24 protein-coding genes and 1 other annotated feature are annotated in these 22,920 nt (G+C 27.9%); of the genes, 2 read left to right on the top strand and 22 right to left on the bottom strand.

The annotated features are described in order from the left end of the window. Window positions 1-13: 13 nt before the first annotated feature. Entirely contained in the window at window positions 14-364 is a 351-nt protein-coding gene (locus AAHM99_RS05675; protein ID WP_425288802.1) for an MG406 family protein, read from the bottom strand. Window positions 365-562: 198 nt separating this feature from the next. Here AAHM99_RS05675 and AAHM99_RS04060 point away from each other — a divergent pair, with 198 nt between their 5' ends. Then, entirely contained in the window at window positions 563-1,966 is a 1,404-nt protein-coding gene (locus tag AAHM99_RS04060) for an ISNCY family transposase (protein WP_342275037.1), read from the top strand. Window positions 1,967-2,050: 84 nt separating this feature from the next. Here AAHM99_RS04060 and upp read toward each other — a convergent pair whose 3' ends face one another. The 13 genes from upp to rplK all read right to left on the bottom strand — a co-directional run bounded on the left by upp (window position 2,051) and on the right by rplK (window position 16,755). Beyond that, on the bottom strand, window positions 2,051-2,674 hold the full coding sequence (gene upp / locus AAHM99_RS04055) for a uracil phosphoribosyltransferase (protein ID WP_342275428.1): 624 nt from the start codon (window positions 2,672-2,674) through the stop codon (window positions 2,051-2,053). A 12-nt stretch (window positions 2,675-2,686) separates the two neighbouring features. Continuing rightward, window positions 2,687-3,112 carry a ribose 5-phosphate isomerase B gene (gene rpiB / locus AAHM99_RS04050; RefSeq protein WP_342275427.1) on the bottom strand — a complete coding sequence of 142 codons (426 nt, stop codon included), beginning with the start codon at window positions 3,110-3,112 and terminating at the stop codon, window positions 2,687-2,689. Window positions 3,113-3,192: 80 nt separating this feature from the next. After that, entirely contained in the window at window positions 3,193-6,942 is a 3,750-nt protein-coding gene (rpoC, locus tag AAHM99_RS04045) for a DNA-directed RNA polymerase subunit beta' (RefSeq protein ID WP_342258694.1), read from the bottom strand. 18 nt (window positions 6,943-6,960) lie between these two features. After that, window positions 6,961-10,773: a DNA-directed RNA polymerase subunit beta gene (rpoB, locus tag AAHM99_RS04040; protein ID WP_342275426.1), complete on the bottom strand. Its 3,813-nt coding sequence runs from the start codon at window positions 10,771-10,773 to the stop codon at window positions 6,961-6,963. 111 nt (window positions 10,774-10,884) lie between these two features. Next, window positions 10,885-11,466: a CatB-related O-acetyltransferase gene (locus AAHM99_RS04035; RefSeq protein WP_342275425.1), complete on the bottom strand. Its 582-nt coding sequence runs from the start codon at window positions 11,464-11,466 to the stop codon at window positions 10,885-10,887. A 52-nt stretch (window positions 11,467-11,518) separates the two neighbouring features. Then, complete coding sequence (gene rplL / locus AAHM99_RS04030) at window positions 11,519-11,884, bottom strand: 50S ribosomal protein L7/L12 (protein WP_342275424.1); 366 nt, start codon at window positions 11,882-11,884, stop codon at window positions 11,519-11,521. 62 nt (window positions 11,885-11,946) lie between these two features. Further along, the gene (rplJ, locus tag AAHM99_RS04025) at window positions 11,947-12,447 is read right to left on the bottom strand and encodes a 50S ribosomal protein L10 (protein WP_342275423.1); all 501 of its coding nucleotides are present in this window, start codon (window positions 12,445-12,447) and stop codon (window positions 11,947-11,949) included. Window positions 12,448-12,481: 34 nt separating this feature from the next. Beyond that, window positions 12,482-12,638 (bottom strand) — a sequence feature (ribosomal protein L10 leader region). 46 nt (window positions 12,639-12,684) lie between these two features. After that, window positions 12,685-13,218: a hypoxanthine phosphoribosyltransferase gene (gene hpt, locus AAHM99_RS04020; RefSeq protein ID WP_342275422.1), complete on the bottom strand. Its 534-nt coding sequence runs from the start codon at window positions 13,216-13,218 to the stop codon at window positions 12,685-12,687. Between the two features lie 80 nt (window positions 13,219-13,298). Then, window positions 13,299-14,291, bottom strand: coding sequence for an aldo/keto reductase (locus AAHM99_RS04015; protein ID WP_342275421.1), 993 nt, complete (start codon window positions 14,289-14,291; stop codon window positions 13,299-13,301). Window positions 14,292-14,308: 17 nt separating this feature from the next. Beyond that, on the bottom strand, window positions 14,309-14,674 hold the full coding sequence (locus AAHM99_RS04010; RefSeq protein ID WP_342275420.1) for a MerR family transcriptional regulator: 366 nt from the start codon (window positions 14,672-14,674) through the stop codon (window positions 14,309-14,311). A 101-nt stretch (window positions 14,675-14,775) separates the two neighbouring features. Beyond that, complete coding sequence (locus AAHM99_RS04005; protein WP_342275419.1) at window positions 14,776-15,564, bottom strand: Cof-type HAD-IIB family hydrolase; 789 nt, start codon at window positions 15,562-15,564, stop codon at window positions 14,776-14,778. A 67-nt stretch (window positions 15,565-15,631) separates the two neighbouring features. Continuing rightward, the gene (gene rplA, locus AAHM99_RS04000; protein ID WP_342275418.1) at window positions 15,632-16,318 is read right to left on the bottom strand and encodes a 50S ribosomal protein L1; all 687 of its coding nucleotides are present in this window, start codon (window positions 16,316-16,318) and stop codon (window positions 15,632-15,634) included. A 2-nt stretch (window positions 16,319-16,320) separates the two neighbouring features. After that, on the bottom strand, window positions 16,321-16,755 hold the full coding sequence (gene rplK / locus AAHM99_RS03995; protein ID WP_339029908.1) for a 50S ribosomal protein L11: 435 nt from the start codon (window positions 16,753-16,755) through the stop codon (window positions 16,321-16,323). Between the two features lie 223 nt (window positions 16,756-16,978). Here rplK and AAHM99_RS03990 point away from each other — a divergent pair, with 223 nt between their 5' ends. After that, the gene (locus AAHM99_RS03990) at window positions 16,979-18,331 is read left to right on the top strand and encodes a hypothetical protein (protein ID WP_342275384.1); all 1,353 of its coding nucleotides are present in this window, start codon (window positions 16,979-16,981) and stop codon (window positions 18,329-18,331) included. Window positions 18,332-18,383: 52 nt separating this feature from the next. Here AAHM99_RS03990 and AAHM99_RS03985 read toward each other — a convergent pair whose 3' ends face one another. The 8 genes from AAHM99_RS03985 to cysS all read right to left on the bottom strand — a co-directional run bounded on the left by AAHM99_RS03985 (window position 18,384) and on the right by cysS (window position 22,902). Continuing rightward, window positions 18,384-18,605 (bottom strand): peptidylprolyl isomerase, encoded by a 222-nt coding sequence (locus tag AAHM99_RS03985; RefSeq protein WP_425288801.1) that lies wholly within the window; start codon window positions 18,603-18,605, stop codon window positions 18,384-18,386. A gap of 80 nt (window positions 18,606-18,685) precedes the next feature. Further along, a complete protein-coding gene (locus AAHM99_RS03980) occupies window positions 18,686-18,895 on the bottom strand; it encodes a peptidylprolyl isomerase (RefSeq protein WP_342275417.1) in 210 nt (69 codons plus the stop codon). A 66-nt stretch (window positions 18,896-18,961) separates the two neighbouring features. Then, complete coding sequence (gene nusG, locus AAHM99_RS03975; protein WP_342275416.1) at window positions 18,962-19,588, bottom strand: transcription termination/antitermination protein NusG; 627 nt, start codon at window positions 19,586-19,588, stop codon at window positions 18,962-18,964. A gap of 12 nt (window positions 19,589-19,600) precedes the next feature. After that, window positions 19,601-20,011, bottom strand: a complete 411-nt coding sequence (secE, locus tag AAHM99_RS03970) for a preprotein translocase subunit SecE (RefSeq protein ID WP_342275415.1) — start codon at window positions 20,009-20,011, stop codon at window positions 19,601-19,603. A 2-nt stretch (window positions 20,012-20,013) separates the two neighbouring features. Further along, window positions 20,014-20,172, bottom strand: a complete 159-nt coding sequence (rpmG, locus tag AAHM99_RS03965; protein WP_020835970.1) for a 50S ribosomal protein L33 — start codon at window positions 20,170-20,172, stop codon at window positions 20,014-20,016. Between the two features lie 27 nt (window positions 20,173-20,199). Beyond that, window positions 20,200-20,832, bottom strand: coding sequence for a hypothetical protein (locus tag AAHM99_RS03960; protein WP_342275414.1), 633 nt, complete (start codon window positions 20,830-20,832; stop codon window positions 20,200-20,202). Between the two features lie 19 nt (window positions 20,833-20,851). After that, window positions 20,852-21,571 carry a 23S rRNA (guanosine(2251)-2'-O)-methyltransferase RlmB gene (rlmB, locus tag AAHM99_RS03955; RefSeq protein WP_342275413.1) on the bottom strand — a complete coding sequence of 240 codons (720 nt, stop codon included), beginning with the start codon at window positions 21,569-21,571 and terminating at the stop codon, window positions 20,852-20,854. Continuing rightward, entirely contained in the window at window positions 21,571-22,902 is a 1,332-nt protein-coding gene (gene cysS / locus AAHM99_RS03950; RefSeq protein ID WP_342275412.1) for a cysteine--tRNA ligase, read from the bottom strand. The genes rlmB and cysS overlap by 1 nt, the downstream gene beginning before the upstream one ends. Window positions 22,903-22,920 lie beyond the last annotated feature (18 nt).

Here is a 22,920-nt window from a genome sequence, read left to right as displayed (position 1 = left end):
TATAAAAATTCACTTACTTGGCTTTACTAAAATAAACTGAGGGAATTCAATTTACTATAAAAGCAATTACTAATCCATATATATTAAATATGTTAGGTAAGTAAAAACTTATAAGGAATGGAACAATATAAAACCCTATTCGCAATGTTGTAATAAACATATAACTATAAGGATTTAAATTATCGATCAAATTTTTTATTCCTAATTTCATAAAAAATAATGAAAAAAATAAAAAACAAGAACCTAAGATATACCCAGTAACTAATGAAAAATTTACCAATTTTAAAATAAATAAAATTGTTAATAAGCATGTAATCATTGATATAAGAGATATTAATATAATTTTTCCTTTATTTTTAAACAAATTATACTCTCCTTATTAAGTTCCATCTAATTAATAATACTCTTATTAATTTATAAAATCTAGGAAAATTATACTCATAATAAAAAAATTGTAAATAACATATGATAATGTCTCAATGTGTAACAAATAGAAATGTCCCAATATTTATATAAATATTGATATCCTCCAATTACAATTAAGTATTAGAGGTAACAAATTATGAAATTAAAAAGGAAATTAAGTTATATGGAGAATTTAAAATATAAAACAATTAAAAAAGTTATTTCTGGGGAAATAACAAAAATGAGAGCAGAGCAAATTCTTAACTGCACACGAAGAACAATTAATAGAAATATTAAAAGATTATCAAATGAAGGTATATCTGCATTTATACATAAAAACTGAGGTAAATTATCAAATAGATCTACACCCTATGAAATTGAACAAAAAATATTAAATTTGAGAAATGAAAAATATCATGACTATAATCTAGTTCATTTCAAAGAATCCTTAGAAGAATATGAAGATTTAAAAGTTAGTTACACTTACTTAAGAGATTTATTATTTAAAAATGAGGTTTACTCCCCTTATATGCACAGATCAACTAGAAAAGAATTAATTAGACAATTAAGACAAAAGTCCTTAGAAAATAAATTAACAAATAAGGAACAAGAGTTTTTTAAAGATAAGATTATTAGTTTAGAAGAATGTAGACCCATGCAAAATAGAAAGGAATATTTTGGAGAAAGAATTCAAACAGACGCATGTAGCCATAATTGAGTAACCAATGAAAAATGATCGCTACATGCTTTCATTGATGACTCAACAGGAAAAGTATTAGCAGGTTATTTTGATTATCAAGAAACATTATTTGGATATTATACAGCTACAAAACAAATGTTTCTAAATTATGGAACTCCTGAGGAAATACTTACAGATAAAAGAACAGTATTTTATTATAAGACAAAAGAAAAAGAGTCTACTGAAACAGACTCTAATATACAGTATGCCTTTACGTGTCAACAACTTGGAATTAAGCTAACAAGTACTAGTTGCGCGCAAACCAAAGGCAAGATTGAACGTCTTTGAGGTTCTTTTCAAAAACGACTTCCCCAAGAACTAAGACAATTCAATATCAAAACTATTGAGCAGGCCAATGATTACTTAATTAATGTTTTCATACCTAATTTTAATCACAAGTTCTCTACTCAAATTGATAATAACAAAAATAAAATGAAAATTTGAAATAAAAATACGGATATTAATTTTGTTTTAGCTAGAAGAGAAGAAAGACAAGTTCATAAAGGTGGAATAATTAAATATAAAACAAAAACATATTTAACATATGATGGATACGATATAACAACTTTTGCAAGTAAAACAAAATTACTAATAACTGAAACATATGATAATGAGCTCTATGCAAATTATACAGATAAGTTCTATAGATTAGTGGAAGTCAAAACTAAAAATACACCAGTTGGTCAGGTTAATGAAGTTAAAAAAACTGAGTCTAAAATTAAAAAACCTAGTGTTCCATCTAATCACTTTAGATATACAAATTATATTTACTTTTCTAAAACATGAAAGGAACAATATAAAAATCGTAGATTTACAGTTTAATAAATCTACGATTTTGAGACATTTTCATTTGTTATTGACAGGAAAATTATACTCATAATAAAAAAATAGATACATTAAATGTATCTATTTTGTTCCAAAAATTCTATCTCCAGCATCTCCAAGCCCAGGTTCTATAAATCCACTTTCGTTTAAAATTGGGTCTAAACTAGCAGTATAAATATCTACATCTGGATGATCTTTTATAATTCTGTCCACACCTTTTTGAACAGCAACTAAACAAACAAATTTTATTTGAACTGCTCCTCAAGATTTAGCTATTTCAATTGCTTTTGAAGCACTACCCCCGGTTGCTAACATGGGGTCAACAACAATAACATAACTACTTTCAATATCTCTTGTTGTTTTTGCAAAGTATTGCACAGGTTCTAAAGTTTCTTCATCTCTATAAAGTCCAATATGTGCAATTCTTGAAGTAGGTACTAATCTTTGTATTCCCTCTGTCATTCCTAATCCTGCTCTAATAATTGGTACTAAAACTACTGGAACATCTAACGTATATCCCTTTGTTAAAGTCACAGGTGTTTTGATATCAATTTCTTGTATAGGTACATCTCTAAAAATTTCATAAACCATTAGTTGCCCTATTTCATTTAAGTTTTCTCTAAAGTCTTTAGATGATGTATCTTCTTTTCTCATTCTAGTCAATTTATCTAGAATAAGAGGATGTTTAATAATTGTAAAAGCCATTTGATAACCCCCTTATTGATTATTTAATTTTTCTACTCTATTTTTATGTCTTTCTTCAAATTCTGTATTTAAAAAAAGTTCTACAAGTCTAACTGCTTTTTCATTTGCAATTATTCTTGCTCCAAGAGCTAAGATATTTGCATTATTATGTTGTCTTGCCAAGATTGTTGTTTGATCTTCATAACATAAAGCTGCACGTGCACCCTTTATTTTGTTTGCAGCTATTGATATTCCAATACCTGTCCCACAAATTATTATTCCATAGGTATTATTTTCAACAACTTTTTTTGCAACTTCTTTACCAAAATCAGGATAGTCTACTGAATGACTATTATCTGTTCCAATGTTTATCACTTCATGACCTTTTGTTTTTAAAAATTCCACTATTTGATTTTTCATTTCAACACCTGCATGATCATTTCCAATATATATTTTCATAATTAAAAGCTCCCTCAAAATGAATATACACTATTTTAAAATTAAAAAAACTTAAAATAAAAAAAGGTTTTCACCTTTTTTTAATATTCTGAGTCGTAAGTTTCCTTACCTTTTTTAATTATATCTGCACTACCAGTTAATCCTGTTCCAGCTGGAATTAAATTTCCTAACATAATGTTTTCTTTTAATCCTTCTAGTTTATCAATTTTTCCTTTGATTACTGCTTTTACAAGAACTCTTGCCGTATCTTGGAATGACGCACTTGATAATCAAGAATCTGATTCAAGTGGAGCTTTTTTAATACCAAAGATAACATGTTTTGCAAGTGGTGGTTTTTTACCAGCAATAATTGCAAGTTTAACTTCATTTCTGAATGTTCTTGAAGAAATAACTTCTCCAGGAAGTAATTCAGTTTCTCCTGAGTCAATAATTTTAACTTTATTTAACATTTGTTTAACAATAATTTCAATATACTTATCTGAAATTTCAATACCTTGTAGACGATATACTTTTTGAACTTCTTTTAAAATATAGTTCTGTACATCTTCAATTCTTGCAACTTCTAATAATTCTTTAATATTTATTGCACCTTCTGTTAATTTTTGACCACGAGTTACAAATTCACCTTCTGTTACTCTTAAAATAGCTCCATATTGTGATTTGTATTTTCTTTCGTCTTGTTCAGAAGCAACAACTATTGTTATAATTCCTTCTTCTTCTTTTGCTTCTTTAATAACACCATCAATTTGTGAAATTATAGCAATTGAACCTTTCGGATTTGTAACGTCAAGTAATTCTTTAATACGAGGTAACCCTTGAGTAATATCTGCTCCACCAGCAACCCCCCCAGTATGGAAAGTACGCATAGTTAGCTGAGTACCTGGTTCACCAATAGATTGTGCTGCAATAACTCCAACAGGTTCACCAATTGTAACAATCTCTCCTGTTGCTAAGTTTATTCCATAACATTTTCTACATACACCACGGTTTGTATCACATGTTAAAACTGTTCTAATTTGAACTTCTTCAATTCCAGCATTAATAATATCATCTGCTAATTGTAATGTAATAAGTTCATTAGCTTCAACAATTGTTTTTCCTTTTGAGCTAATAACATCATTGAAAGTAAATCTTCCAACTAATCTATCTTTTAAAGGAACAATTATATTATCATGCTTAGTTTCAATAATTGAATGCACATCAAATCCTTTTGTTGTTTTACAATCATCTTCAGTAACAATAATTTCTTGTGATATATCAACAAGTCTTCTTGTTAAATAACCTGAGTCAGCTGTTTTCAAGGCAACGTCAGCCATACCTTTTCTTGCTCCGTGAGTAGAAATGAAATATTCTGAAACAGTTAAACCTTCACGGAATGAAGACTTAATTGGAATTTCTTTAATATCACCTTTCGGGTCATTCATAAGACCCCTCATACCTACTAACTGTGTAAAGTTCGAAACATTACCACGAGCTCCTGAATCGGCCATAACAAATACTGGATTTTTTGGATCTTTTTTTAGAACTTCTTCAAGTTTATTTTGAATTTTATCTTTTACTTGAGATCATACAGTAATTACTCTACGTTTTTTCTCAGTTTTTGTTAACATACCCATATTATAGAAATTAGTAATTTGAGTTACTTTTTCATCTGCAATTTTAAAATCTTCAAATTTTTGTGTATAAGCAACAACGTCAGCTGCACTAATTGTTGTTCCAGATTTTGATGAGAATTTAAATCCTAAATCCTTCATATTATCTAACATTTGAGCAGTTCTTTGTGCCCCAAATAATTTGAAGTATCTTTCAATAATTGAAGATAATTCTTTTTTCTTAATTGGTTGTTGAATTTGATATTCTTTTTGAATATAAGTTCTTATATCAGTATTTCCATCAATCACAAATTTCTCAATTTCTTCTTCTGCATTGTTAATATTTGCATTAACAATTCAAGGGAATTCTTCAACAAACATTTGGTTAAAGAATATTTTACCAACAGTTGTAATTAAGAATTTATCCTTATGTTTATCTGATATTTTTTTATTTTTAAGTTCACTAATTGGAATTGCAACAATTGCATTCAATGAAACAGAATCAGTTTCATATGCGATTTTTACTTCATCATAATTTGTAAATAAAGTTCCCTCACCAAGTACACCTTTTTCCTCTGTTGTTATGTAATAGTTTCCTAAAATCATATCTTGAGTTGGAGTAACAATTGGCTTACCATCTTTTGGTCCAAGAATAGCTTTTGAACCTAACATAAGTGCTCTAGCTTCAGCAACAGCTTCATCACTAATTGGTAAATGGACAGCCATTTGATCACCATCGAAATCGGCATTAAATGCTGTTGTTACTAATGGGTGAAGTCTAATTGCTTTACCTTTAACTAATTTTGGTTCAAATGCTTGAATACCTAAACGGTGAAGAGTAGGAGCACGGTTTAATAAAACCGGTCTATCTTTAATTACTTCTTCTAAAACGTCTCATACTTTCGCATCATTTGTTAATATCATTTTTTCTGCAACTTTTACGTTCTCAGCAAGATCTTTTTCTTGTAATCTTCTAATGATAAATGGTTTAAATAATGTAATTGCCATATCTCTTGGAATACCAGCTTGATACATTTTTAAATCAGGTCCAATTGCAATAACTGAACGTCCTGAATAGTCGACACGTTTTCCTAAAAGGTTTTGACGGAATCTTCCTTGTTTACCTTTTAAAATTGATGTTAATGATTTTAAAGGACGTTTATCTTTACCAGTTACTGGTCTTGGTTTACGTTCATTATCTAATAAAGCATCAACTGCTTCTTGAAGCATACGTTTTTCATTATTAACAATAATGCTTGGAGCTCCCATTGATTTAACTTTTTTTAGACGTTCATTTCTAATAATAATTCTTCTATATAAATCGTTAATTTCAGAAGTAGTAAATCTACCACCATCCAATTGAATAATTGGTCTAATATCTGGTGGAATTACTGGAATAACATGTAAGATCATTCATTCCGGTCTTGATTTAGATTTTTTTAGTGAGTCTAAAACTTCTAAACGTTTCATTAGTTTATTTTGTTCAGATGATCCTCTTTTTTCTTTTAAGTCATATCTGATTTTTTCAATTTCTTTTTCTAAATTAATATTTTTTAATAAGTCTTCAATGGCATTAGCACCAATTCCAAACTTAGCATTAATATATCTTGAAATAAAAGTTGCTGCTTCATCCATTGAAAATGGTAAACTTGGAGTTCTTAATTGATTAATTAAATTCTCAGCTCTTTTTCAAGAAAATGTCTCTGGTTCAATTCCAGCTTTAATATCTTCAAGTGTTTTTAATAATTTTTCTCTTGTTTTTAAACTTGCTTTTGCATTCCCTAAATCTAAAACCATTCCTTTTTTAAGGTGTTTTGAATTTCCAGGATCTAAAACAATATAACTTACAAAATAAACAACTTCTTCAACTTCTTTAGTTTTTAAATCTAAAATTGAAGCAATTCTTGAAGGAGCAACTTTTAACATTCAAATATGAGTTACTGGCTCTTCAAGCTCAATATGTCCCATTCTTTCACGTCTAACAATTGATTCTGTAATTTCTACTCCACAACGCTCACAAATTTTACCTTTGTTTTTTACTTTTTTGTATTTCCCACAGGCACATTCATAATTTCTAGTTGGTCCAAATATTCTTTCGTCAAATAAACCTTCTTTTTCTGTTTTTAATGTTTTATAGTTAATAGTTTCTGGTTTTGTAACCTCACCACGTGATCAAGATCTAATCACATCTGGAGAAGCTAATTCAATTTTAATCATTCTCTTATTTGAAATTGCCATCTTAAAACTTCTCCTCTTTTATTCTTCTATACTTTCATCTTCAAAAGTAATAACATCATCTTCGCTAGTTTCACTAAATCCTGTAAGATCAGAATCATTAAATGATGAATCTGCTAATAATTCTTCGTCGATTTCAAAATCATCGTCATCATCATATGCATTGATTTGCACTTTTTTACCATCTTGGTCAATCATATGCATATCAAATCCTAATCCCATAATTTCTTTTGTAAGAACATTAAATGATTCAGGGATTCCTGGTTTAGGAATTGGTTTAGATCTAACAATTGATTCATATGTTTTAATACGACCTTTAATATCATCAGATTTAATAGTTAAGATTTCTCGTAATGTATAAGCAGCACCATAAGCTTCAAGTGCTCAAACTTCCATTTCTCCAAATCTTTGACCACCATTTTGAGCTTTTCCTCCTAATGGTTGTTGAGTAATTAATGAGTATGGACCAATGTTTCTTGTATGTAATTTATCATCAACCATGTGAGATAGTTTTAACATGTACATTACACCAACAGAGATTGGTTTATCAAACGCTTCTCCTGTTTGACCATCAATCAATGTTACTTTTCCATAGTTATCCATTCCAGCTTCTTTCATAATATCTTGTAATTCTTGTTCTTTAACTCCCTCAAAAACAGGAGTATTAACTTTAATTCCAAGTTTTTTTGCAGCCATTCCTAAGTGAATTTCTAGTACTTGTCCAATATTCATACGTGAAGGAACCCCTTGTGGATTTAACATAATGTCAACTGGAGTTCCATCTTCCATATGAGGCATATCTTCAACAGGTAAGATTTTTGAAATAACACCTTTGTTACCATGACGTCCAGCCATTTTATCTCCCTCTTGAATTTTACGTTTTTGAACAACATAAACTTTAATAATTTCTAAGATATCAGCTGGTAGATCATGTCCATCAACTCTTGAGAAACGTTTAATTGATTTAATAATTCCTTCACCACCATTTGGTACTCTTAATGAATTATCTTTAACATTTCTTGATTTTTCTCCAAAGATAGCATGTAACAATTTATCTTCTGGTGATAATTGAGTTTGTGATTTTGGAGTAACTTTACCTACTAAAATATCTCCAACTTTAACCTCTGCTCCAATTGCAACAATACCATCTTCATCTAAGTATTTTTTACTTGCTTCAGAAATATTTGGAATATCTCTAGTAATTTCTTCTGGTCCTTGTTTTGTTTGTCTTCTTTCAATTGTATATTCATCAATATGAATTGAAGTAAATCTATCTTCAATTACAATACGTTCAGAAACAATAACAGCATCTTCATAGTTATAACCATTTCAAGTTGTGAAAGCTACAACTACATTTTGTCCAAGAGCTAATTCCCCATTTTCCATTGATGGTCCATCAGCTAAAATATCTCTTGCTTTAACTTTATCTCCAATTTTAACAATTGGTAAATGAGTTAAAGCTGTTCCATTATTTGAACGACTAAAATCATTTAAGTCATATGTTTTAATTCCATCTTTTTGTTCAACAACAACTTTTTTAGAATCCACATATTTAATAATCCCTGGAGCTGTTGCAACAATAGCATCTCCTGAGTCACGAGCAGCTTCATGTTCAACACCAGTTCCAACAATTGGAGATTCTGGATTAATCAATGGTACAGCTTGACGTTGCATGTTAGCACCCATAAGTGCACGGTTAGCATCATCGTTTTCTAAGAATGGAATACATGAAGTAGCAATTGAAACAATTTGTTTTGGAGAAACGTCAACATAGTCAACATCCTTTGGACTAACCATTATGTCATCACCTCTATAACGAGCAATTACTTGGTCATCTAAAATTGTTCCATCTTCACCAAGATTAATATTTGCCTGAGCAACAACGTAATCTTTTTCTTTATCTGCAGTTAAATATTCGTATTCTCCTGACATAACTTTAGTATTTTTAACTTTTCTATACGGAGTCTCAATGAACCCATATTCGTTAATTTTTGCATAAGTTGATAAATTATTAATCAATCCAATATTTGGTCCCTCAGGGGTTTCAATTGGACATATTCTACCATAGTGAGAAGGGTGAACGTCACGCACTTCTAAAGCAGCTCTATCTCTACTTAGACCACCCGGTCCTAAAGCAGTTAGTCTACGTTTATTTGTTAATTCTGCTAATGGATTAGTTTGATCCATAAATTGTGATAATTGTGAAAGATTAAAAAATTCACCAATTATTGCAGTTAATGGCTTATTGTTAATAATACTTGATGGTTTCATTTTGAATGGATTTGAAGTAGCAAGTTTTTCTCTTACATTTTTTTCAATACGCATCATACCAATTCTAAATTGATTTTGTAGTAATTCTCCAACAGTTCTAACTCTTCTGTTTCCTAAATGATCAATATCATCTATTTCACCAATACCATCCATTAGATTTATAGCATATGAAATTGTTGCAACTATATCTGGTAGATTAATAAATTCATCTTTTGATTTTTTTGTAATCCCAATAATTGTTGCTGTTTCATCTCTTAAGTCATTATCTTTAAATACTTTTACTTTTTGAATTTCATTCCCTGAAGTTATTTGTTCATTAAAATTAATTTTTTGAACCATTGCTCCAGCTTCTAAAACTCTATCTAAGTCATCTAAAATATCTTTTGTAATTTCTGTTCCTTTTTCAAAAGCAACTTTACCTTTCACATCTATAATGTCTTCAGCTAAAACACGTCCAATTAATCTATTTTTTACAGATAATTTTTGTTGTAATTTAAATCTTCCTGCTTTTGTTAAATCATATTTTCTTTTATCAAATAGTAAACCATATAAATATTTACTTGCTCCATCAGCTGTTGCTGTTTCACCTTGACGTATTTTTTTATAAATTTCTTGAACTTGGTTTTCATAATCTATTTCAATATCACCAGTTAATGTATCTAAATCATAACTTGATGAAATTACTTCATTATTATCAAATAAGTCTAAAATTTGTTCTTTTTGCATTTTAAATGCAGTTAATAAACTTGTTGCAGTAGTTTTTCTAGATTTGTCAATTTTTACATAGAATACATTTAATACTTTATTATCTAAAGCTTTTTTTGAATCTAATTCAAATTCTAATCATGTTCCTCTTGAAGGAATAATATCTGCAAAGTAAATCATTTCCCCATTTTTACGGTTCATTTCTTCTTTAAAATAACTTCCTGGTGAACGAACTAATTGTGAAACAACTACTTTTTCACTACCATTAATAACAAATGTTCCTCTATCTGTCATTAGAGGGAATTCCCCAAAGAAAACTTCTCCAGTTTTGTAAACATCAATATTTGCTAAATAGAACTCTTCTTTGTCTTCTTTAATTTCAATTTGAATTGTATCTTTTTCCCCAACTTTACTTTTGAACTCAAAAAAGTAAAGTGATCCTTTACTGTCTTTAAATTCAACTCCAGTTGATTCTAATTTTTCTTGTAATCATCCTTTTAGGAATGTTTCCATTGATCCTGAAGTTTCTTCTTTAAAAACTTCAACATCTTCCATATGAATAGTTAAAGATAAATTTGAATAAATTGGTGCTTCAAATATTTTTGACTCTTCTTTTGCTTTTGTTATTGAAAGTCTTGGTTCTCTAAACTCTCAATCAGTCATTGATAATACTATATCTCCATCAGCTGAAACAACTGGAAAAACTTCTTCAAATACTTCATTTATTCCCTTATTTTTAAATCAATCAAATGTGTCTGTTTGTAACTCAATAAGATTTGGTAATTCTAAATCACCTGATACCTTGGCATAGTCACGCCTTTCCACTAGTGCATTAATTTTCTTGATTTTGTAATTCATTTAATAGTGTCCCCCGTTCAAATAAAACATACGCAAAAAAATTCTATCTTATTTTAAAGACTAAATCAATAGCAAATAGCAAAGAATAATTATTTCTTTGCATTTTTTTAGTTATTTAGTTAATTTCTCTAACATAGTCTTAATTGATTCTATACTTTCATTTCATCATTGCAAGTCTTCCAGCTCTTTTATTTTATTTTCTTCAAATCTTTTTCTTTTTACTTTTGCTGGATTTCCAGCAACAATTGAGTAAGGTTCTACGTCTTTTGTGACAACAGCCTTTGCTGCAATAATACTTCCATTACCAATCTTAACTCCTGGCATAATAGTTGCTCCATAGCCAATTCATACATCATGACCAATAATTGTATCTCCTTTACTTTTAAAAGGTTTGATATTTTTTTTGTTTACTTCAAACTCATCAAACATTTCAAAAGGATATGTTGAAACTGAATTAATTCTATGATTTGCACCATTCATTAAGAATTTAACATCTTCTGCAATTGCACAGAAATTACCAATGACTAGCTTATCTTTATGAACATTTGGAAAATGATATAAAATATTTCTATTTTGAAATTCTTTTGCTCCTTTTTCATTTTGAAAACTATAAAAGTAACTATACTCTCCAACTTCAATAGCAGCATTAGTAATGTAATCTTTAAGTAAATATATTTTTGATGATTTAGACATATAAAATTCCCTCTAATAAAAAATGACCTTCAAGGTCATTATAAATTAATTCTTATTTTAAATCTACTGAAGCTCCTGCTTCGATTAATTGTTTTTTCATTTCTTCTGCTTCTTCAACTTTTACATTTTCTTTAATAGCTACTGGTAATGTTCCATCAACTAATTTTTTAGCATCCATTAATCCTAAGCCAGTCATTTCTTTAACTAATTTAATAACTGAAACTTTATTTCCTCCAGCACTTGTTAACATAACACTAACTTCACTTGGTGCTGCTGCTCCTGCTGCTGCAGCTGGTGCAGCAGCAGGAGCAGCTGCTACAACTCCGAAGTGATCTTCTATTGATTTAACTAAATCGTTTAATTCTGTTAATTTCATTTCTTCTAATGCTTTAATAATATCGTCTTTTGTAATTGCCATTTTTGTTTTCTCCTTTTTTTCTTTCTTTTATTTTATTGCTATTTGTACGCTTAATTGTTTTTTTATTCTGCTTTTGTATTTGCTATTTCTTTTACAGTCAACATAAATTGACGTAATGGGTAAATAAGTGATGAAGCAAACATTGAGTATAACTCTTCTTTTGATGGAAGAGAAGCAATTTCATTAATTGCTGCTGTATCCATAACATTTCCTTCATAAATACCTGCTTTAAGAACTAGATCTGAATTTAATTTTGCAAATTCAGAAACTAATTTTGCTGGAAATAAAGCTTCTTCATCTGAAAAAATATAAATATTTTGTTGTACTAAATATGAATCTAGTCCTTTAATTTTTAATTCTTCAGTTGCTCTTCTAAATAATGAGTCTTTATAAACTTTAATAAAAATCCCTTTATCACGAGCCTTGTTTCTTAAGTCTGTCATTTGTGCTACAGTTAAATTTTTATATTCAGCAATTACCATACCTTTACAGTTTTGGATTCTGTCTGAAATTTCTTTAACTATCTCATTCTTTTTAGCATGAGTTGGTCTTGTGTTTGACATTATTAACAACCTCCTTTTTTTACTTTCGCATTTAAAATCAAAATAAAAACCTCAGATAATTTCCGAGGTCAATTAAAAATACAATAAACATTGTAAGCATTCTTACAATTAGTATATGTAATTTCATTCCTCGGTAACAAATTAAGGGATAAAATCCCAGTTACTTTCTTCGGTACGAATAGCACTTATATAATATCATATTTGTAGTACTTGATGAGAATTTTTATCTCTATATTATTAATTATTTTCTATTGTATAAATTTGATCAAGTTGTCTATATAAATCATCAATTTCAAACCCATAGCCCACTATAAATTTATTTGGAACTTCAAAGAGCGATTTATACTTATATTTAAAATTAGGATGACAACCTTGCTTATCGGCAAGAGCAATTATATCTAGTGTCTTGGGTTTTAACGAATCTAAATATTCATAAACAGTAGTTAAAGTTTTACCTGTATCAATAATATCTTCAATTATTAAAACATGTCTATTCTCAACAATTGGTTTTGTTACTTTTTTATAAAATTTTACTTCTCTTGTTGATTGAGTACCTAAGTAACTTGATACAGAAATAGTATCTATTTTAATTGGCATATTCAACTTTCTTGCTAAATCTGCAAAAAAGAAAACAGAACCATTAAGAATAAATATTAGACCTATTTCATTTTCCTTAAACTCCTCATTCAACTCATTTGCCAATTTTATTATTTGTTGTTCTATCTCCTGTTTTGAAATTAACAATTTTAATTTATGTTTAATATTTGTCATAGTCTTCTCCTAAAAAAATTATAAATTAATTAAAAAAAGTTGTTTCCTATTAAACAACTTTTAATTAGTTTTAAATATTTTTAAGTTCTATCAATTGTCTTATTTGCAGCTTCATTATATCTTTCACCAATAAGTTCAATTTTATCAAGTCTTTCTTTAATTTCATTTAATTCTTGTTTAGTAAATTTAACATCAGCACCTGTTAAATTTTCTTCTAATCTCTCAAGTTTTTTTGTACCAGGAATTGGAACAATTCACTCTTTTTGAGCTAAAACTCAACCAATTGCAACAGCTGCAGGTGTTGTTTTTTTTCTTTTAGCTAGTTCTTTTACAAATTCTACTAATTTAAGATTTTCTTTTAAGTACTCTCTATTTTGAAATCTTGGCATTGTTAATCTAAAGTCTCCTGGTTCCAATTTAGTATTTAAATCAATATTACCTGTTAAGAATCCTCTTCCTAAAGGAGAAAATGGTACAAAACCTATTCCCAATTCTTCAAGTGTTGGTATTATTTCTTTTTCTGGATCTCTTCAAAATAATGAATACTCACTTTGTAAAGCTGTCACAGGAAAAATTTTATGAGCTCTTCTTATAGTATTTGCAGAAGCCTCACTTAAACCTCAGTGTTTGATTTTTCCTTCTTTGTGAAGTTGTTTCATAACTTCTGCAACTTCTTCTATTGGAGTATTTGGGTCAACTCTATGTTGATAAAATAAATCTATATAGCTTGTTTTTAATCTTTTTAAAGAACCTTCTATTGCTCTTCTTATATTTTTCTCACTACTATCTGTGCCTTTTCTTGTTCCATCTTCATTAAAGCTAAATCCAAATTTTGTTGCAATAACAACTTTATCTCTAATTGATTCTAATGCTTCTCCTAAAATTTCTTCATTATCAAAAGGACCATATACTTCAGCAGTATCAAAAAATGTTACTCCCTTTTCATATGCTTTTTTAATAAAATTCACAGCCTCTTGTTTTGTTGGAAATGGCGGAAATGAGAAGCTAAGCCCCATACAACCCAAACCAATTTCAGAAACAATTAAGTCTTTTCCTAATTTTCTTGTTTTCAAAATATTTATTACCTCTCTTATTTATTTAACTTTTCTAAATATAAACTTTTTTTATACTCAATAAATTCAATTTGTTCTTGAATATCTTTGAGTTTATTTAAAACAATATCTTCTTGCTTTAATATCATTTCATATCTCTCTTTAATAGAGGAATCTCCTTTTTCAATAAAATCCAAATATTTCTTAATTTCTTTTAATGACATACCTGTTTTTTTTAAACATATAACTGTTTTTGGAAATGCTAAGTCTTCTTCAAGAATAAAGCGATAGTTATTTTTATCTCTTTGTAATTTTGTTATTAAACCTTGTGAGTCATAATATCTCAAAGCAGATTCATTAATTTTAAGAATCTTTGCAAGTTCATTTAAATATATTTTGTTCATGCCTGTCTCCAATTTTCTAAAAGACTAACTTTAAAAGTGATCCCTTATTAAAAATTATAATTCATTAAAGTTACTTTAATGCAATAGAGATTCTACTTTATTTAAAAGTTTTTTATTTCAAAAACATTATTTATAATATGTTTTGCAGCTTTATCTACTCCTTTTTGGTGATTTTTCATAGCAAAAGAGTTTTTTGTAAATTCTAACATTTCAATATCGTTTTCACCATCACCACTTGTATAAACGTCCTTAGATGAAAAGTTGTTAAGTTCTTGTATAACTTTAATACCATAAGCTTTTGAAACATCTTCTCTCATTATTTCAATAACATTTTTATGAGTTCTTACTGCTTTACATCCTTTTATTTTTCCTGATAATATTTTTTTAACTTCTTCTATTTCTGATTCTGCTAAGAAAAAATATAATAAATTTAAATCTTCTGAGTTTAAAATATCATAATTTCCTTGTTCAAAATTATTGTGTGTTGAAGCATATTTTTTTAAAAAAGCATTACCATAAACTTCAGGTTGATCAACTTTTGAATAACTCATTCTTTTATCTTTTAAACAATATCCCAAAACATATTTTTCTTTTAAACTATCAAAAATATCTTTTATTTCTTCTCTTGATTCTTTTGGAATTGATGCATTTGCAATTACTCCTTTACCATTTTCATATATAACAGCACCATTATTGCAGATCATATAATCATATGGTATTTTAGCTTTTTCCAGTACTGGTTGAATTTCATGTTCCATTCTTCCTGTAGCTATTGCAAATTTATTTCCCTCCTTAATTCAATCTTTAATAAATTCTAAATCTCTTGGGTCAATATAATCATTGTGTGTTAAATTAATTGTTCCATCATAATCTGAAAATCATCATTTCATAGTTTCATATTCCTTTCTTAATTATTATAAAATAAAAAAATAAAAATCTCACAAATGTGAGATTTTACTAATTTTCAATAAGCACTTTAATTCCAGGTCCCATAGTTGTTGAAAGAGATATATTTTTAATATATGTTCCCTTTACAGCTGCTGGTTTTGCTTTTTTTATTACATCTAAAATAGCTGTATAGTTTTTCATTAAATTATCTTCATTAAATGAAACTTTTCCTAATATTGAGTGAACATTTCCCTCTTTATCAGTTCTATATTCAACTTTACCTTTTTTAATTTCGTCTAATGCTTTTGCAATATCCATTGTTACTGTTCCTGTTTTAGGGTTTGGCATCAATCCTTTTGGTCCTAAGATTTTACCAATTTTACCTAATTCAGCCATCATTTCTGGTGTTGCAACAATAATATCAAAATCAAATCAGTTTTCTTTTGCAATTTTTTGAATTAAATCTTCTGCTCCTACAAAATCTGCTTTTGCATCTTCAGCTTCTTTAATCTTTGTTTTTGTTAGAACTAAAACTTTTTGAGTTTTACCAGTTCCACCAGGCATTACAATAGCCCCTCTTATTTGTTGGTCTGCATGTCTTGGATCTACATTTAAGTTAAATGCAATTTCCACAGTTGAGTCAAATTTAGTAACTGAAGTTTCTTTTACTAATTTAATAGCTTCTACAATTGGGTATAGTTTAGTTTTATCAACTTTTTGGTTAACAGCTTTTAATTTTTTACTTAATTTTGCCATTATTATTTACCTTCTTTTTCTGGCATTCCAGTAACTTTAATACCCATGTTTCTTGCTGAACCTTCAATAATTCTCATTGCTGCATCAATTGTATTTGCATTTAAATCAACCATTTTATACTCAGCAATTTTTTTAACATCTTCTGCTGTAATAGTTGCAACAGTTTCAGTTCCTGATTTTGATGATCCTTTAGCAATTCCTGCAGCCTTTTTTAACATAAATGCTGCTGGAGTAGTTTTTAAAATGAAATCAAAAGATTTATCATCATAAGCTGTAATAACTACAGGTACTACTTCTCCAGCTCTATCTTTAGTGGCATCATTAAATTGTTGTGTGAATTGAGGCATGTTAATTCCAAGTGAAGCTAATTCTGCACCTGGTTTTGCTTGCATTGCCATAAATTCTAATTTTGCTATACGTGTGATTCTTTTTGCCACGAACAACACCTCCTGTTTTCGCTGTGGTCCTAACGTAATGATATGCATTTGCTTATCTTACTTCCACAATTAAAATCTGCCATAATTAATAATAACATAATTTAAAAGTAAAATGAATCTCTTTTTACTAAATAAGATTCATCGTTATGAGTAATAAGCGATTATGTCCCTACATATTAACAAGCGACTTTGTCCTCCTTTATAATCAATAAATGGAGGTTTTATGAAAGGACTAATATTAAATACCATGAAACAAGAACAACTAAGATTAATTAAAGACTTATCTTTAAGAAAAGAATCTATTAAAAATACAGCCTATAAATTAGGTTATAGTGTTAGACACACAAGAAGAAAACTTAAAGAATATCAAGAGATTGGAGCAAAATCTTTTATTCATAAAAATACCAATAAAATACCTATAAATAAAATTTCACAGTTATTTAAAGATGAAATAATTGAATTATTTCAAACTAAATATTATGACTTTAGTATTAAACATTATTGAGAAAGAAATTGAAAAAGCAAAATAAGCTATTCTGCAATTAGACACATATTAATAGAAGAAAATATTTTAATTGATACTCTTAACAGAAAAACAAAAAAAGATATTCGTAAAAATTTAAAGGCAGCAAACCAAGAAAATTTAACAAGCGAGTATCTTTCAAAATCAATTATAACAAGCAAACCCCATCCTACTCAAAAGAAAATTGTAAAGTTTGGAGAAATCTATGAAACTGATGCTTCAAATCATCAATGGATTAAAAACTTAAAATGTCATTTGCATATTGTAATTGATAAAGCTAGTAAAAGGATTTTGGCAGGCTATTTCAGTGAACAAGAAACTACTGAAAGCTATTACAATATCTATAAAAAAACCTTTAAACATTACGGTTTACCAAAATTAAATGTTAGTGATAATAGAAATGTTTTTAGTAGTAAAAATAATCGTGATCACTTTGGTGATAGCGTTTCAAATACACAATTACAATTTATTTTTCACTCTCTTGGAGTAAATACAAAAACAACTTCAATCCCCCAAGAAAAAGCATTAGTTGAAAGAACTTTTGGAACATTGCAAAGAAGATGACCTCAAATAATTAGACTCTTAAATTTAAAAAATATTGATCAGTTAAATAATTATTTACCTCATCTTATTCAAGAATACAATCAAGATTTTTCAATCCCTTTAGACCAATTAGAATCAGTAACTAGAGAATTTGATCAAGATGAAGATATTGTTTTCTCTTATCGAAGTGAAAGAATTATTGATAATGGTCATAGTATTAGTTTTAAAAAAAATAAGTGATTTATATGTAAGGGCTTTACTCCAATTTACTTTAAGCCAAAGTTAAAAGTAATGGTTATGGAAACTGTAAATAAAAAGTATTATGCATTAATTGGAAATGACATTTACAATCTTATTCAAGTTGAAGATGAACGTTTACATGGAAGTATGAAAACACTATCTGATAAAGAATTTGAAACTACCAAAATACCCAAAATTGAATCTCCTTGAAAAGCAACTAACTGATATTTTTTTGATAGAAAAAGAAAAAATACAAGATCTATTTATTAGATAAATCTTGTATTTTGAGACATAATCGCTTATTATCTACAATCTCTTTTTACTAAATAAGATTCATCGTTTCTATAACAATTTGCTCTACTGGTACATCTTCATGAAAGCCATGTGTTGTTGTTTCACTATTACTAATTTCCAATGCTACTTTTAAACTTTCTTCATTAGATAACTTTCCAAATGATGCATATTGTCCATCTAGAAAACTTGCATCACCTGTTACAATAAAAAATTGACTATTTGCACTATTCATATCATTTGTTCTTGCCATTGATAAAACTCCAGGAGTGTGTTTTAAAGTAGATGTATTCTTATTTCATCCATTAATTGAGAATTCTCCCTTAATTGGTTTTAACCACCCTTCTCATTCATTTCAATATCCATTCCTCCACCTTGAATCATAAAATCTTTTATAACTCTGTGAAAAACTAGACCATTGAAATATTTTTCTTGAATTAAACTTACAAAATTTTTAACTGTAAGTGGTGCTAAATCTGGAAACATTTGAGCTTGCATTTTTCTGCCATCCCTTAAAATTATTTCAAATTCTATTATTTTCATATATTTTTACCTCATGAAATAATCATACAAGAAAATAAAAGAACTTTGTATAAAACAAAGTTCAAATTAATCAATATATGCTTTTTCTAAATTTGAAAATTCAAATTCTGTTTGTGTAATTCTTCCAAACAATTCAATATTAACAACGGCAATTCCTTTTTCGAAATCCATCTCCATTACTTGTCCTTCGGTACCTGCAAAAGGACCGTCTTTTACTCTAACAACTTCTTTTGTATTGAATTTCGCAGTAAACAACACTTTTTCCTTTTTAGGTTGATTTGCATTACCTTTTGATGTTTTTTCACTTTTATCTTGTTGACTATTTTGTTCTAACATTCTTGAAACTTCTTCAACTGTTAATGGTAATGGTTTTGCACCTTTACCTGATGAACCAATGAAACCAGTTACTCCTGGAGTATTTCTTACAATAAATCAAGTTTCATCAGTCATATTCATATTTATGAACAGATATCCTGGAAATTTATTTTTTTCATTAATTTTATTATTTTTTCCTACAACAGGTCCTTTTGAAATTCTAATATCGAATATTCTATCCTCTAATCCTGATGTTTCAATTTTTTGAAGTAAGTCAGTTCTAACACGATCTTCGTGTCCACTATTACAATTAATTACAAATCATTGTCCTTTATAAGATGCTAATTCATCTTCTAATTCAAATAAGCGTTGTTCCATGATAATCTCCTTTTAGATAATTTTAATAAGTTCAAATAAGCTTTGAAAACCTCAGTCAACAAAGAAAAAGAATACTCCAAATATTGCAATAAATATTATAACTCATAGAAACTTAGTTCCCAAATTTTTTCTTGAAGATCATTGAATTTTATTTACTTCTTTCAAGAATTTAATAGGAGCTTCTTTTATAGCTAATTTATAATTTATTTTTTCTTTTTCTTTTTTTACTTTTCTTTTTTTAGCTGCTTTGATTTTTCCTTCTTGTGTTCCATCATGCCCTTCAAACTCATTAAATAATTTAGTAAATTCCTCTTTTTTTTGAGTTTTTTGAGTTTTTTTACTATCCTTTTGAGTTTTTTTGTCCTGAATTTTTTTCAATTTTTCCTGAGCTTTTTGCTCTTTAGAATTATTTTTATCAGACATGTTTATCTTGTCTCCTTATGTAAAACATGTGCATTACAAGTAATACAATGTTTTTTAATTTGCAGTCTTTCTCTCTGAGAAATAGTACTTTTTTGAATAGTATAATTTCTTGAAAGACATTCACTACAAACTAGTATAACCTTTTTTTTTGATTGTGGCATGAAAACACTCTCTTCTTTTCCTACATATTATATATTAGAAGTATCTTTAATAAAACCCTTAAAAAGATTTTTTAGTTTTTCTTTAAACTCTAAAAAATCTTTTCTTTTAATCTTTAATTTCTCAATAATCTCTTTTTGGTTATATCCTTTATACAACATTTTTGCCATATTTGCCTCTGTTGTTACACACTCATACTTAATAAAATGTTTTAAAGTCTCTCTTATATAAATATTTTTTTGCTCATCATTATATTTTTGTAAAGAAAATCTATCTATATCTCTATCTATAAAAGTTTGGCCTTCTTCTGTAAGTCCACTTCTAAATGAGTTTATTATCAATAAAGTTATTTTTCTTTTATCTCTTTTAAGATATTTTGCATAATCTAAGATACGTCTTTTTATTATAAAATTTGCATATGCTAATAGAGGCACTTTTCTATTTATATCAAATTTGTTTTTAATCTCTTTAAGAGCAAAAAAAACATGAGATGTAAAATCATCTTTATCCAATTGGAGATAACCTAACTTAATATGTTCTGTATTGATAATTTTTATTACGGATTTTTGAAAATGTACTAATTCTTTTTCAGAAATATCATTTTCAAATTCTATTCTTATACTTTCTTTAATTGCGTCTACCGCGCCATATTGATTTGGCATTTGTTTTTCCTTTCAAAATCTATTTTTTAGATAATTCAAAAAGGATTATTCCTGTTGCAACAGAAACATTTAACGAGTCAATCACGTTATTAGTTTCAATTTTAAAAGTAAAATCAGACATTTCTATTATTTTACTTCCAATTCCATTTCCCTCATTCCCTATAATTACTACTGACTTATTATCAAAATCAATTTCCCCAATGGATTTACTATTCTCACTTAAATGAGAACTATATATCCAAAATCCCCTGTCTTTTAGACTGCTTATTGCAGACTTAAGATTACTAACTTTGATGATCGGTACATTGTAAATTGTTCCTGCAGACGCTTTCATAACTGCTGGTGTAACTTGAACTTGATTGGATTCTTGTATAATAATCCCATCAACTCCAAAAAGACTAGCTGTTCTAATTATTGATCCAAAATTCTGTGGATCTTGTATTTTGTCTAAAATTAAAACTTTTTGTTTTAATTTTGAATTATTATAGAAATCCTTTAATTCAAGATAATTGAAGTCTCTTACTTGTGCAATTAATCCTTGATGATTGACTCCCTCTTTTATTAGTGAGTTAAACTCTTGCCTTTCCAAAGAATGTCATTCCAAATTATTTTGTTTTATGATACTAAAGATCTCTGGATTAAATGAGCTTCCTTTTAAAATAAAAACTTGCTTAATTTCAATTAAGAAGTTTTTTATTGTATTTTCAACTGCATTTTTTCCATAAATATAGTTTTTCATTAAATGATATTCCCCTGTTTAAGAGTTTCTCTCAATTTATCTGCTTTGTCAAACTTTTTCTGATATATTAATAATTTTCACTCTTTTATTTTTTCAATGTCTTTTTTATCTAATTTTTTAATATCAAAATTAAATCCCAAGACCTTTATTATTTTTAATAATTTTTTATAAGTTAAATCAACTCTCTTATTTTTAATTTGAATATTAATATTTTTACACATTTCATCAATAAGAGAAATTACCATTGGTGTGTTTAAGTCATCATCTAATAAAGACTCAAAATTTGTAATAAATTTATATGAGTTAAAATCCTCATCAATTGGAGTTTCATTTATTAATACTACTTCTCCAATTGCCGTACCTCAATTAACTGTTCTTAATAAAGCTTCAACTTTTGTTACTCAGTCAATTGATTGGTTAATCAAATCTTGATTGATATTTAAAGGTTGTGTATAATTTGAGTTCAAAAAGATATATCTTAGTGAATTAACTCCATTTTCCTCTAAATAATCTTTTACAAGAATTGTATTTTTTAGAGATTTAGACATCTTAATATCATCAATTGACAAGTGACCATTGTGTAGTCAGATATTAGATAACTCTTTTGAGTTTTTTGCCATATATTGAATTCTTTCATTTTCATGATGGGGGAATTTTAAATCAATTCCTCCAACATGAATATCAATTGTATCTTTAAAAAAATCATCTATTAAAAGTGCACATTCAGTATGTCATCCGGGTCTTCCAAAACCTCATTTAGATAATCATTTTTTGCCAGTTTTAGTCTTTTTTCAAAGAATAAAATCTTGGGGATTTTTTTTATTCTCATCGATTTCAATTCTTTCACCCATATTTAGATTATTAATATTTTGATTTGATAAAGCTCCATATTCACCGTTTCATTGACCAATATCAAAATAAACATTTCCTTTTTTTTCATAAGCAAATCCTTTTTTTATTAAATCATCAATAAAAATTAGGATTTCACTTATTTTTGAAGAAATCGGTGTTATTAAAGTAGGACTTTTTATATTTAGGTTTTTAAGGTCATTAAAAAAAGCATCCGCATATATTTGGGCGTGATCTTCTTCTGTAATATTTTGCTCAGCTGCCTTTTGAATTATTTTGTCATCAATATCTGTGATATTTAAAAGGTATTTATACTTTATTTCCTTATATTCTAAGTATCTAACAATAATATCAGTTAGAATTAATGGTCTTGCATTACCAATGTGAATATAATCATAAACTGTTGGTCCACAAGTATAAATACAAAATTTAGGCACATTAATTTCAGTAAATTCCCTTTTTAAAGAATCATATAATTTCATTTACTTTTACCTCTAGGT

This window comes from Spiroplasma endosymbiont of Cantharis lateralis (genome assembly GCF_964030855.1).
Classification (GTDB): Bacteria; Bacillota_I; Bacilli_A; order Mycoplasmatales; family Mycoplasmataceae; genus Spiroplasma_A.
Note: the sequence above shows the minus strand (reverse complement) of the source record. Positions and strands in the feature narration are given on the sequence as shown.